The sequence below is a fragment of the Microbulbifer sp. 2205BS26-8 genome (assembly GCF_030731025.1).
Lineage (GTDB): Bacteria > Pseudomonadota > Gammaproteobacteria > Pseudomonadales > Cellvibrionaceae > Microbulbifer > Microbulbifer spongiae.
The window spans coordinates 76722-89839 of sequence record NZ_JAVAMR010000001.1; the positions used below are offsets into that span (position 1 = coordinate 76722).

A 13118-nucleotide genomic window follows, 5' to 3' on the forward strand; every position below is an offset into this window, starting at 1 on the left:
GCTTTTCATGAAACGCTTGCGCGATTTTTTTAGCAGCAAATGGGTGGTCGGGCTGATTGGTCTTTTGGCCCTCTCCCTGCTGATTTGGTTTGGGGCGGACTACATCAAATTTGGCAGTGACAATGCCACGCTCTCCCCCACTATCCGCATCATTATTATCGCTTTTATTTTTGCACTCTGGCTGGCCTGGAATCTGAGTCAGTGGTTGCTGGAGCGGCGCCAGAACCAGGCGCTGATTCAGGGTATAGAGGCATCCCAGGAAGTGGCACAGGACCCCGATGAAGCCCATTCCCGCGAGGAACTTGATGTGCTTAGCGGACGCTTCCGCGAGGCTATGGATGTCCTGCGCAATGCCCGCTTCAAATCGGAAAAAGGCAGGGTATCCCTGTATCAGCTGCCCTGGTATGTCATTATCGGCCCTCCCGGTTGTGGTAAGACCACGGCGCTGGTCAATTCCGGGTTGGAATTTCCCCTCGCACAAAGTCACGGTAAGGCAGCACTGGGCGGTGTCGGCGGCACGCGCAATTGTGACTGGTGGTTTACCAATGATGCAGTATTGATTGATACCGCGGGCCGCTACACCAGCCAGGACAGCCACCGTGTGTATGACAACACTGCCTGGCAGGCATTTCTGGGATTACTGAAACGCTACCGCCGCCGCCGTCCCATCAATGGCGCTGTGGTCGCAATCAGCCTGCAGGACCTGATGGTGCAGACAGAAGAGCAGCGGCAGCAGCAGGCGAAAACCATCCGCCAGCGGGTGAATGAACTACAGCGGGAACTGGGAATCCGCTTTCCCATTTATCTCACCTTTACCAAGTGTGACCTGGTGGCAGGTTTCAGTGAATTTTTTGACAACCTTTCCCAGGCCGAGCGCGAGCAGGTGTGGGGCATCAGTTTCCCGCGCGAGGTGGATGCCACTACCGGTGCCCGCCTGGATAATTTCAAGTCGGAGTTTGATCAGCTGATTGAGCGGCTCAACCAGCGCGTCCTGTGGCGGGTACACCAGGAGCGCAATATCGAGAAGCGCGCACTGCTTCAGGGCTTTCCGGCGCGAATGGAGAACCTTTCCGGCGTGCTCACCGAGTTTGTCAAACAGGCTTTCGAACCCAACCGCTATGAGACGGTGCCCATGGTGCGGGGGATTTACTTTACCAGCGGCACCCAGGAGGGCAGCCCGGTTGACCGTATGATGGCCTCGGTAACGGCGGACTTTGGCCTGGAGCGCAATGTCGGGCCCAGATTCCAGGGAGCTGGCAAAAGCTTCTTTTTGCACCGCTTACTGAAGGACGTTGTGTTTCCGGAAGCGGAACTGGTCGGTGTCAACCGCAAGATCGAAACAGCCAACCAATGGCTGCGCAGGGGGATCTATGCGGCTTTGGCGACGGTTTTTGTCGGAGCCGTATTCCTCTGGAGCGGCAGTCTCGCTCAGAATACAGTGTCCATGGGCGAAGTGAGCGATCACCTTGCCGCGTATCAACAAGCAAAAAATGCATTGAGGGGTAAAAGGCCGGCACCGGTAAATACACTGAACATGCTGGAGCCGTTACGCCAGGCCAGCGCAGTGTACGATCGCGATGCGCACCCCTGGATTGGCAACCTGGGGCTCTACGACGAGCGGATCGATGCGGAGGTGGGCAATCTCTACAGGCGCAAACTCGAAGGTGTCTTTTTACCGGCGTTGTTGCGGGATATCGAGAGTGACCTGAGCCACCTTGACAGCGATGACCCAGCGCTGGGGAATACCCTCAAGACTTACCTGATGTTCTTTCATGCCGACCGGTTGGATATTGGCACCATAGAGGGCTATTACGCTGCGCGCTGGGAGCGCCAGTTACCGGGGGAGGCCGGCGAGCAGGAGCATCTGCGCTACCACCTGGATCAATTGCTGGCGCGGCCTGTACCCACCAGCGTGGAGCAAAACACGCGGGTCGTGGCCCGCGCACGCCAGCAGCTGCGACGTATACCCGTACCCCAGCGGCTATTTGCCCAACTGCAAAATTCTGATCTGGGCCAGACCCCGGTGGACCTTTACCAGGAAATAGGCGGCGATACCCAGCATCTCTTCGGGATGAATGCAAATGATGCCCGGTTTCGTATGCCTTTCCTCTACACCAAAGCGGGGTACAAGGAGCTGGACTTCGATGCGGATTCCCCGCTTTTGGCCTCGATGGCGAAAGAGCGCTGGATTTACGGTAGCGATCTCAGTGGAGAGGATTTCACTGAGGCCGACCGGGAGAAACTCGGTGAGGAGGTCAAGCGTATTTACCTGGGGGAATACCTGCAGCGCTGGCAGTCATTTGTGGGTGGATTCCGTATTCGGCAATTCAAGACGACCTCTCAGGCATTGGAAGTGTTGTCAAACCTGTCCGACCCGATTTATTCACCATTGCTTGCGGTTGCGGAAATTACCTCGGATAACACGCGCCTGACACCGCGCCCCGAGTTGCCCGTTGATGCCTCCGGGGTTGCCCTGCCAGTTTCCAGTACCACCCGCAGGGTAGGTGGTGCTGCACTCGGTAGCGCGGCGGGTGCTTTGCGGGATCAGTACAAACCCAATATCGTCGATTTACACTTTGAGGAAGTGCAGCGTATTACCCAGAGTGAGAAGGGGCGGCCAGCCAGGGTTCAGGAATATCTGCTGGCCATTCATCAAATTCAGGAATACCTGACCGAGATTGACAGTGCACCCGATGCGAATGAGGCCGCATTTGCACGGGCCAAAGCGCGCTTTGGCGGAGGAGGCGATGCCATCAAGCAGCTCAGGATCAAGGCCGCCAGTGCCCCGGCGCCATTCGACCGGTGGCTGACCGATATCGCCAACAGCACCTGGGGGTTGGTGATGGCCAAGGCCAAGGCCCATCTCAACCGGGTGTGGTATGAACGGGTTTATCTCAGCTATGCCAACACTTTGGCCGGGCGCTACCCATTGAGCAGTGATCGCGATCGGGAAGTACCGATGATGGAGTTTAACCAGTTCTTTAAGCCGGGCGGCATCCAGCAGTCGTTTGTCAACGAGTATCTGGAGCCGTTTGTGGATACCAGAAACTGGCGGATAAAGTCTGTCGAGGGTCAGGCGCTGGACCTGTCCCAGAGGGCGTTATCGCAACTGCGGCGGGCGGAGCGCATCCGCAAGACCCTTTTTGCCGGGAGTGGCACTGCATCCTATGCATTCCGTATTGAACCTACCAAGCTGGATTCCAGTGTGCGCCTGTTTGAACTGGAGCTGGGGGATCAGCGCGTTCTTTACTCCCATGGACCCAAGACCAGTAAGAAACTCACCTGGCGCGGGGGGGAGAGCAACAGGGTCAGGATTATTTTTGAAGATCTGAATGAAACGGTGCATCGGAAACATTATGAGGGGGACTGGGCGTGGTACCGTCTGTTGGCCAGTTCCGATCTGGCAGTCGGGCGCAGCAAAGCGCAACGCCTGGTGACTTTTTCCGAAAACGGTCGCAAGGCGCAGTTCAGGCTGACTGCCGCCAATGTCAACAATCCGTTTGACCGCGGTATGCTGCGTGGTTATCGATGTCCGGAGGTTCTGTGAGCGGTATCGGACTCTTTGGCAAACTGCCCGGACACGGCGACTTTATTCAGCGCCAGTTGCCCGGCAGTTTTGTCGATGTGTGGGATGCGTGGTTACAAAGTGCAGTACGCGGTTCCCGAGAAATCATGGGGCAGCAATGGCTGGATTATTATCTGACGAGTCCAATCTGGCACTTCGTGCACGGCAAAGGGGTGATCGATGAAAGCGCCTGGGCGGGTATCCTGGTGCCCAGTGTGGACAGTGTGGGTCGCTACTTTCCCTTGACCATTGCCACGGCGCTGTCACCCAAAGTGGATGCTTTTGCGTTTTTGTCGGCTGCCAGACAATGGTACCAGAGTCTGTCCGAACTGGCGGTCAGTGCGCTACAAAACCGCTTGCATGTCGATCAGCTGTTTGCGGCGTTTGTCTCTGCTCCGGAAGGTATCGGTGCGGCCAGTGAGTGTCGCATGCAGTCCGAGGTGTATGTTGCCAGCGGCGATGTAAGTGGTGTTGAGAGCAGCTATGGGGGTTTGCTCGGGCAAATCTGCCAGCGGCACTTTTCCTGTTACAGCCTTTGGTGGTGTGAGGGGTCTCAACACCTGGCACCTACCAGCCTGCTGTGCCCGACGCTGCCAACTCCGGAATCCTATTGCGCCATGCTGGGAGCCGGGGACCCACTGCCGGCAAAACAGCCGTATCCTTAGCCTGCTATTAAACAGGCTTGTAAGCTGCGGTAATTGATTGGAAATGTTCAGGTGGCTATTTTCTATTGGAGTTTTATGCCCATGACTCCCGGCAGTGCAATGACCTGATACAGGAGTTTCTTATGGCTATAACTCAGCGAAACCCAATTTTACCCAGGGTGGCCAAATTACGTTTTTTCAAAGCGCTCAGGCTCTGTACGCTCGACAGGGCAGAGATGAGGGCGCAAAGGATAAAATCAAATCTATACAAATAGTGATGACTGAGAAGCTGTTCACAGGAGCGGATGAGCCCTTAGGGAGCGCAAAACTCCGGTTTTACGTTCTTTCAATGGAATTAAAAAAAGCTGTGTATCACAAAAAATGCCAAAAAAATTTGATTAACTTTGTTTGCTGTGCCCATTTTTCGCAGTATTCTGGTTTGAAGATGCCATTTGCCTTGATTCGATATCTCCAACGTGTACTCTTCCCAGAATCCTTACTTGAAGGGATTGATTCGGTAAAAGGGATTTTTTCATGGCATTCCCAAACACAGTAAATATAGAGGCGCTGGTTGCTCCGGTTTCTTCAGAAAAACCCGCCGGTGAGGATATCCGCGAGGATCGTTCACCTACATCAGAGTATTATGCCATCAAGGATGCCCGAAACAGTGCCAGAGCGGCTGAGCGCTCGGCCATGTTCGATGATACGGATGCTGATTTGCTGGCGCCCTGGCGCGATGTGGCCAAGTCCGCAGAAAAAATCCTCACCAAGAAAAGCAAGGATCTGGAGGTTGCCAGCTGGTTCACCGAAGCGCTGATCCGGTTGCACGGATTCAGCGGGTTGCGCGATGGCTTTCAGCTGATTGACCGGTTGGTAGAAGATTTCTGGGATGGTCTCTACCCGCTGCCCGACGAAGACGGTATTGAAACCAAAGTGGCACCACTGACCGGCCTCAATGGCGACGGTGGTGATGGCACACTGATGATGCCAATTCGCAGCGCCGCTATTACACCGGAAGGTGATTACGGTGCATTCTCATTCTTTCAGCACCAGCAGGCGCGGGATGCGGACAGAATTTCGGATGAGGATGCAAAAACAGCTCGCATTGAGACCTTGGGCTACAGTCTGGAAGCGGTCAACCAATGTGTCAACACTGCTAGTGACGTCTGGGCACAGAATCTTATTGAGACAATAGAAACCGCCCTGGGGCATTTCGGCAATATGAACAATGCGCTGCGAGAGCGCTGTGGCCATGAGGCACCACCGTCAACAAATATTTCCTCGCTTCTGGACGAAGTATTGCGCACGGCGCGCTTTATTTACAAAAACCAGTTGCAATCGATCGCACAGGCTGAAGCGGTGGTGCAGCATGACGCTCCGTCCAGTGAAAATGGCTCCGAAACTCCCGTCGAGGGCGGTGTGGCAGGCAACGGGTTCTCCGCGCCTTCAGGACCTGTGTCCTCGCGAGAGGATGCACTTGAATTACTGGAGCAGGCCGCGAAGTACTTTCGTACCTACGAGCCGCACACGCCTCTAGCACCGGGTCTGGAAAGGTTGATTGGCTGGGGGCGTATGACGGTTTCTGAATTGATGGCGGAGCTGCTGCCAGATGAGCAGGCGCGTCTGCTTTACTCCCAGTTAACCGGCGTGCGACTCGACGGGACCGATAAACAGCGCTACGTGGCGCCGCCGGTAACCAGTAACAGCCATTCCCCAGCACCAGCAGCTCCCGAGCCGGTGCCAGCGGCCTCTGGGCCAGTGTCCGCTTCCGATAACGGCTGGGGGCAACCACAAGAAGAAACCAGCACAGGTTGGTAGTTAATTGACAACAGTCCCTAAAGTTAGGAAAGGAGACCTGAGATGTCTGAGAGCATCCACAATAAACTCAAGCGTGTGCGCAAGCCCCGTGTGCATATTACTTACGATGTAGAGACCAATGGCACTGAAGTCAAAAAGGAACTTCCCTTTGTGGCGGGTGTTATGGGTGATTATTCAGGGGATAACACCGAAAATCGCAAGGTGTTGAAGGATCGCAAATTTGTGCAAATAGATCGCGACAACTTCAATGACGTGATGACCAAAGTGAATCCGAAGTTGAAGCTGCAGGTGGAAAATACGCTATCCGGTGACGGCAGCAAAATGGCTGTTGATCTCGATTTCAAACACATGGATGACTTTTCCCCCGAGCAAATCGTTGAACAGGTTGAGCCACTGAAGCAGCTTCTCGAGGCGCGCAGTAAATTGCGTGATCTCCTCAGCAAGGCCGATCGCTCAGAAGAACTGGAAAAAGTGCTTGAGGATATCCTGAAGAGCACGGAAAACGTGGGTGCTATTTCCGAGCAACTAGGCTTAAAAGGGGATAAGGGAGAGGACTCAGAATGAGTACAGAAGCAGAAAACGTTGCGGAAAGCGAGGCAGAAGAGCTGTCTGTGGGTCTGCTGGAGCAGGCGATCGCGGCAACCAAGCAGACAGAACCGCAGGAAGCTCAGGACCTGCTTGCGAATCTCACCGAGCAGGTGTTGAAAGGCACCGTGATCTGGGATCGCAACCTGACCCAGACGATTAAAAAAGCGGTCAGTGCCATTGATACCGCGATGTCCAGACAATTGTCCGCGATCCTGCACGATTCCAAATTCCAGAAATTGGAGGGCTCGTGGAGAGGGCTCAACCACCTTGTTATGAACAGTGAGACCGGCGCGACCATGAAAATACGCATGCTCAATCTGAGCAAGCGGGAATTATTCCGGGATCTGGACAAAGCGGTTGAATTTGACCAGAGCCAGACTTTCAAGAAAATTTACGAAGAGGAGTTTGGCACCGCGGGGGGAGAGCCCTATGGCTGTATGATCGGCGACTTTGAGTTTACCAGCCATCCGGAAGATATTGAGCTTTTGAGCAAAATGTCTAACGTTGCCGCAGCGGGTTTCTGTCCGTTTATCGCAGCTGCAGGTGCGGGGATGTTTGGTTTTGATGATTATACCGAACTGTCCAAGCCACGGGACCTGGGCGGTATATTCGAGTCCGCTGAATATATCAAGTGGCGCAGTTTCCGCGACAGTGACGACTCCCGGTTTGTCACTTTGGTAATGCCGCGCACACTGGCCCGCACACCATACGGCGCCAATACCAAGCCGATCGAAGCGTTTAACTTCGAGGAATTTGAAGTAGACGAGTCCGGAGTTTCCCGCTCCGCGGAGCACGATCAGTACTGCTGGATGAACGCCTCTTATGTAATGGGCACCACTATGACCAGGGCGTTTGCTGAGAACTCCTGGTGTACAGCGATCCGCGGTGCCGAGGGTGGCGGCAAGGTCGAGGGGTTGCCTTCTCATGTATTCAAGAGCGATGATGGTGACCTGGATCAAAAGTGCCCCACCGAAATCGGTATTACCGATCGCCGGGAGGCAGAGTTGAGTGCACAGGGTTTTCTGCCCCTGTGTCACTACAAGAATACCGACTACTCTGTCTTCTTTGGTTCCCAGAGTGCACAAAAACCCAAGACCTATGATGATCCGGATGCGACCTCAAATGCCGCCATTTCCGCGCGACTTCCCTATCTGATGGCCACTTCCCGTATCGCCCACTACCTGAAGGTCATGGCGCGGGACAAAGTGGGTTCATTTATGGAGGCCAGTGACTGCGAACGCTGGCTGAATAAGTGGATTATTCAATACACCAACTCCAACCCGGATGCGAGCCCGGAAATGAAGGCGAAATACCCACTTTCTGAAGCCCGGGTAGAGGTCAGGGAAATTCCGGGGCAGCCCGGTTGCTATAGCGCCGTGGCTTACCTGAGGCCCTGGTTGCAGATGGAGGAATTGACCACGTCCATGCGTATGGTGGCGAATATCCCCTCTGCCGGATAGTGCCCCAGGCCCGTCGGATAAAGGCGGGCCAACTTATCAAAAGGTTTTGCCCCGAGCCGGGATTCTAGCGAGTCTCTCAAAAATACTACTTGTGAGGATGTCCGGTGCCTTGTAAGACAGCCAATCAGATAGCGGAAGATCACATAGAAGTACTATCGGAAAATTTGGCCAGGGGGGATCAGAATGAACTTCGGATTTTTTTACAGGAACCGGATACGCTGTTTGCTTTTGAATACTGGTTGAGCGATATCTGTCCCTGCTCCGGAAAGAACCGTTTTTCTGTTCGCCAGTATCTCAGTCGGATGATCGCGGAGCTGGACGAGCTGATTTGTGAGCAGGTTAACCGGATTATTCACCATCGTCGTTTTCAGCGGCTTGAAGCCAGTTGGCGCGGCTTGTCCATGTTGGTTTTCAATACGCCCCATTCGGACAACATTAAGATAAAGCTACTGGATGTGAACTGGAGGGATCTTAGCAAGGATCTGCAGCGGGCCCCGGATTTTGATCAGTCCGGTCTTTTCCACCTAGTCTACAATGAGGAATTCGGTACCCCGGGTGGGGAGCCTTTTGGCCTCTTAATGGGGGATTACTATATTTCCCACCGCCCTTTACCGGAACACCCGTACGATGATGTCTTTACCCTTCAGGGAATAGCACATACAGCGGCCGCCGCATTCGCCCCTTTTGTCTGTGCGGCCAGCCCGCAACTGTTCGGTGTGGACCATTTTGATGACCTTGCAAAGCCGATCCGCTTTTCTGAAGTTTTTCGCCAGGGTGAATATATCCGCTGGAACAGTCTTCGCGAGTTGGAAGACAGCCGTTTTATCGCAGTGACTCTGCCACAAGTGTTGATGCGTGAACCTTATAGTGTTGATTTTTCACTATACCGTGGCTTGCGGTTTGAGGAACAGGTTTCGGGTTTGCATCACCGGCACTATTTGTGGGGCAACGCCTGCTTTGCCCTGGGTGCGGTATTGTTGCGGGAATTCAGTGAGGTCGGCTGGTTTTCCCATATCCGCGGAGTTGCCCGAGACCACCTTGGCGGTGGACTGGTAACCCAGTTACCGGTTGTGCCCTACAAGCCCGACAGTCGCCCGGGCATGGTGCGTATGTCCACCTCCATCCTTGTCACCGATTTTGTCGAACGGGATCTCTCTGAGCTGGGCTTTGCCTGTCTGAGCCATTGCTACGATACGCCGTATTGTGCTTTTAACAGCGTTCCCTCGCTGCAAAAAGCCAAGCAGTATACTTCCACAGCCGCCACTGCAAATGCCAGGATCAGCTCAATGTTGCAGCAGATACTCTGTGCATCGCGCTTTGCCCATTACATCAAGGTAATGATCCGGGACAAGGTGGGCGCTTATATGAATGCGGCGGATTGTGAACGACAATTACAGCACTGGTTGGATCTCTATACGACTGGACGGGATGACCTCTCCTGGGAAATGCTCGCCCGTTACCCTCTGCGTGAGGCACGGGTCAAGGTGGCCGACGAACCGGGCAAAGCCGGTAGTTATCAGAGTGTGATCCACCTGAAGAGCCACTATACTGTCGACCATCTTGTATCGGAGCTGAAGCTGACCACGGCGCTGGCCACGATTGGCGTGGGGGCGGCTTAGTACAATGGCAAAAGAAAAGCGTCTGCTGGCACCGATTTTGGATCGACTGCTGGAATCCGCCCGCAAACTGGATATGCACCAGTCACACCAAATACTGCGGCAATTGAGGGAGGGCGTGCGGCGGGACCTCGAGTACTTATTTAATACGCGTTACCGCTGTATTTCTGCACCAGATAGCCTGAAGCACCTGCAGGACTCCAATATTAATTACGGCCTGCCAGATTTATCCACAATCAATCTATCTTCTCTGGATAGCAGAAAACAGTTTTGCCGAGATATTGAACAAACGATTGTGCATTTTGAGCCGAGGATTCGCTCCGTCAAGGTGACGACACAGGAAAAGATAGATATGGAGGACCCGAGTATACGGTTTCGTGTCGAAGCGGTGTTATATGTCAATCCGGCCTCCGAGGTCATTGTTTTTGATTCTGCGCTGAATCCTGTGACCCAAATGGTCGATGTGTCTGAGATTATATAATGAGTGAACGTTTAATCGATCTCTATGAGCGCGAGTTGGCCTTTATTCAGCAGACAGCCGCTGAGTTTGCCCGCATGCACCCCGCTGCGGCCGCCAGGTTACAACTGGATACGGAAACTGTGGATGACCCCTTGGTGGGTCGTCTGCTATCGGGATTTGCCTACATGAATGCGCGGGTACAGCAGAAGCTCAGCGACGACTTTCCCGAACTCACAGATGCTATGCTGGAAACCCTCTATCCGCACTATTTGCGCCCGATTCCCTCCTGCGCCATTGTGCAGTTTGAGCCGGATGCGGATCTCGATGCCATAACGCCGGTGGCAGCCAGGACCCTTCTGGAAAGCGAGCCCTTTCAGGGTCAGGCCTGCCGGTTTACCACTTGCTATCCCGTGGAAATCAGTCCCTTCCAGCCCACGAGTGCGAGCCTGATGCCCAGGCCATTTATTGCACCTGGCTGTAATGATGTCCAGGGTGCCAATGCGGTTCTCAAGTTAACCCTGAAAACCCTGAGCCCGGATTTGAGCTTTGCGGAAATGCAACCGCAGTGTTTGCGTTTTTTCCTGCGGGGACAACCCGCACATGTCTACAGCCTATATGATTTGCTGCTGACAAAGTGTATAAAACTGGTAGTGGCGCACAGTGAGACTGACTCCAAGCCCACGTTTTTGTCTCCGGAGGATATCGGACAAGTGGGGCTGGATAAGGATCAGGGCCTGCTGCCGTATCCCGACACGGCATTCATCGGCTATCGCCTGCTTACGGAATATTTTGCCTTTCCAGAGAAATTCCTGTTTCTGGATATCAAAAATATCAGAAGGGCAATTAACGAGAGCTATAAAGACTCCCTCACACTCTATTTTTATCTCTCGGAAACCCACGAAGAACTCGAAAAACAATTGGTGCCGGGCATGTTTGTGCTCGGCTGTACACCGGTAGTGAATCTTTTCACTCAAAGTGCAGACCCTGTTCCACTAACTCATATGCAGTATCAGTATCAAATAGTGCCCGATGCCCGTCGCAGTGACGGTCTGGAAATCTACTCTATTGATGAGGTTACCGCAACGGATGGAAAGGGAGAGACAACCAAGTTCCGACCATTTTATGGCATAAAGCACAGTCAGCATCATTCGGAACAGTCAGCTTTCTGGTTCAGCCGGCGGCGTGAGGTCATTGAGGGGGAGCACCGCAATGAATCTGCCTCGGAAGTGGATATTAGCTTGGTGGACCTGGAGTTTAACCCGCACCGGATCAGTGATCAGACACTGGATGTCAAGTTAACCTGCTGTAATCGGAATCTTGCCAGAAAACTCCCCAGCGGCAATGCGCAACCTTACCTGGAAGTGGTAGATGGGGATCTCCCGGCAAGTCGTATCAGCTGTGTTGTCGCACCAAGTGCCACGCTGCGGCCACCGAGGCGGGAGCGGGGCTATTGGCGGCTGATTTCCCATTTGAATTTGAATCATCTGTCTATTTGCGGAACCCAGGGGTGTGATGCCCTCAAGGAGATATTCAGGCTGTATGACTTTCGTGATTCCGCCAGTATAAGGAACTTGATCGAATCGCTTTTAACACTGAATACCAAACCGATCACCGCGCCGATACAAATAGACCAGAGCATTGTACTCTGTCGGGGCACTGAGGTTGACATTGAACTGGATTCAATGATGCTGACAGGAACCAGCCCGCTTTTGTTTGCCAGTATTATCGAACGCTTCCTTGGCCTCTATTGTTCCATTAATTCCTTTACTAAATTAACTGCCAGGATGAGCGGCAGAGATGGGGAGCTGAAGAGATGGCCACCTCGCGCCGGAGAAAAAGCGTTACTGTAATAGAACAGCTGCGCCGGGAGCCCTATAATTTTGCCTTCTACCAGGCCGTTCGACTTATAGAGCGGGCTGTAACCATGGCCGATGGTGATTTTTGTAATGCAGCTATTGCCGGTGCAGCACCGCCCTCCACGGAGTTCATACGTTTTAGTGCCCAGTGTGGACTTTCTTTTGTCGGTTCAGATGTGCTGAGTCTGGAGAGGAAGCCAGTTGGCGAAAGTGACGCTCAGGACAGCCTATTAAACCAGTGGCAGATGGAAGTGGGCTTTACCGGGCTGATTGGCAGCCAGGGGGTTATGCCCTACTATCTTACAGAGCTTGTGCAGAGGGAACTTCGGGAAAATAACACCGCCTTACGGGATTTTCTCAACCTGTTCAATCACCGTCATATCTCGCTACTCTTTCAAGCGTGGTCCAAATACCAACTTCCGGTCAATTATGAAAGGCAGCGGTTGCGCAAGGAACGGGAACCGGATCTGTTCACTCAGGGGATCGCTGCTTTGGCTGGATTGGGCACCAGCGAAATGCGTTACCGTATGCCCATGCCCGATGAGGCCCTTCTGGGCATGACAGGCCACTACAGCCGAGGACGTTGTTCTGCTGCTGCACTGACTGGCATGATTAAACATTACTTTAGTTTGTCAGTCACAATTGAGCAGTTTCAAGGCCAGTGGGATGCGCTGCCCAGGGACATTTTGTGTCGTTTACCATGTGCAAGCGCACCTACAGGAGTGAATAATTGCCTGGGGAAAAACACCATCCTGGGTACCCATTGCTTCCAGGCCCAAAATAAATTTCGGGTGATTATTGAGCCAATGGTGTATGAGCAGTTTATGATGATCGCTCCCGGTACTCAAAAGCTGGAGACACTGAAGACATTTATCAAATTCAGTGCGGGAATAGAACTGAATTTTGAACTTTTAGTTACTCTTCCCATAAATCAGGTACCACCGGTACAGCTAAACAGGCAATCTGAACATGCGCCCCTGCTGGGCTGGAACACCTACATGGTCAGAGGCCAGGAGACTGCCGGGCTCGTAGAAATCACTCTGAGTGCCGAAAATATATCCCCTGATGAAGCATTACCCAGCGCAGAAGCTTTTTTTTAAATATCAAAATT

The 13118-nt window shown here is 53.3% G+C and carries 9 protein-coding genes; all 9 read left to right on the forward strand.

Features of this window, described 5'->3' with window-relative positions; translation table 11 throughout:
* The first annotated feature begins 7 nt into the window (after positions 1 to 7).
* A complete protein-coding gene (tssM, locus tag Q5Y71_RS00315) occupies positions 8 to 3547 on the forward strand; it encodes a type VI secretion system membrane subunit TssM (RefSeq protein WP_306039113.1) in 3540 nt (1179 codons plus the stop codon).
* On the forward strand, positions 3544 to 4230 hold the full coding sequence (gene tagF, locus Q5Y71_RS00320) for a type VI secretion system-associated protein TagF (RefSeq protein WP_306039114.1): 687 nt from the start codon (positions 3544 to 3546) through the stop codon (positions 4228 to 4230). Before tssM ends, tagF begins: the two co-directional genes overlap by 4 nt.
* Positions 4231 to 4743: 513 nt before the next feature.
* Positions 4744 to 6027, forward strand: a complete 1284-nt coding sequence (tssA, locus tag Q5Y71_RS00325; protein WP_306039115.1) for a type VI secretion system protein TssA — start codon at positions 4744 to 4746, stop codon at positions 6025 to 6027.
* Positions 6028 to 6069: 42 nt separating this feature from the next.
* Positions 6070 to 6591: a type VI secretion system contractile sheath small subunit gene (gene tssB / locus Q5Y71_RS00330; protein WP_306039116.1), complete on the forward strand. Its 522-nt coding sequence runs from the start codon at positions 6070 to 6072 to the stop codon at positions 6589 to 6591.
* The gene (tssC, locus tag Q5Y71_RS00335) at positions 6588 to 8075 is read left to right on the forward strand and encodes a type VI secretion system contractile sheath large subunit (RefSeq protein ID WP_306039118.1); all 1488 of its coding nucleotides are present in this window, start codon (positions 6588 to 6590) and stop codon (positions 8073 to 8075) included. Before tssB ends, tssC (Q5Y71_RS00335) begins: the two co-directional genes overlap by 4 nt.
* Positions 8076 to 8179: 104 nt before the next feature.
* The gene (gene tssC / locus Q5Y71_RS00340; RefSeq protein WP_306039119.1) at positions 8180 to 9694 is read left to right on the forward strand and encodes a type VI secretion system contractile sheath large subunit; all 1515 of its coding nucleotides are present in this window, start codon (positions 8180 to 8182) and stop codon (positions 9692 to 9694) included.
* Positions 9695 to 9698: 4 nt separating this feature from the next.
* A complete protein-coding gene (tssE, locus tag Q5Y71_RS00345) occupies positions 9699 to 10172 on the forward strand; it encodes a type VI secretion system baseplate subunit TssE (protein WP_306039121.1) in 474 nt (157 codons plus the stop codon).
* Entirely contained in the window at positions 10172 to 12001 is a 1830-nt protein-coding gene (gene tssF, locus Q5Y71_RS00350) for a type VI secretion system baseplate subunit TssF (RefSeq protein ID WP_306039122.1), read from the forward strand. Before tssE ends, tssF begins: the two co-directional genes overlap by 1 nt.
* A complete protein-coding gene (tssG, locus tag Q5Y71_RS00355) occupies positions 11965 to 13107 on the forward strand; it encodes a type VI secretion system baseplate subunit TssG (RefSeq protein ID WP_306039123.1) in 1143 nt (380 codons plus the stop codon). Before tssF ends, tssG begins: the two co-directional genes overlap by 37 nt.
* Positions 13108 to 13118 lie beyond the last annotated feature (11 nt).

What these genes read in the sequence shown, in the direction of transcription:
- tssA (WP_306039115.1), top strand. Translation starts at nt 4,744, where the DNA reads ATGGCATTCCCAAACACAGTAAATATAGAGGCGCTGGTTGCTCCGGTT.
- tssG (WP_306039123.1), top strand. Translation starts at nt 11,965, where the DNA reads ATGGCCACCTCGCGCCGGAGAAAAAGCGTTACTGTAATAGAACAGCTG.
- tssC (WP_306039118.1), top strand. Translation starts at nt 6,588, where the DNA reads ATGAGTACAGAAGCAGAAAACGTTGCGGAAAGCGAGGCAGAAGAGCTG.
- tssM (WP_306039113.1), top strand. Translation starts at nt 8, where the DNA reads ATGAAACGCTTGCGCGATTTTTTTAGCAGCAAATGGGTGGTCGGGCTG.
- tssE (WP_306039121.1), top strand. Translation starts at nt 9,699, where the DNA reads ATGGCAAAAGAAAAGCGTCTGCTGGCACCGATTTTGGATCGACTGCTG.
- tssB (WP_306039116.1), top strand. Translation starts at nt 6,070, where the DNA reads ATGTCTGAGAGCATCCACAATAAACTCAAGCGTGTGCGCAAGCCCCGT.
- tssF (WP_306039122.1), top strand. Translation starts at nt 10,172, where the DNA reads ATGAGTGAACGTTTAATCGATCTCTATGAGCGCGAGTTGGCCTTTATT.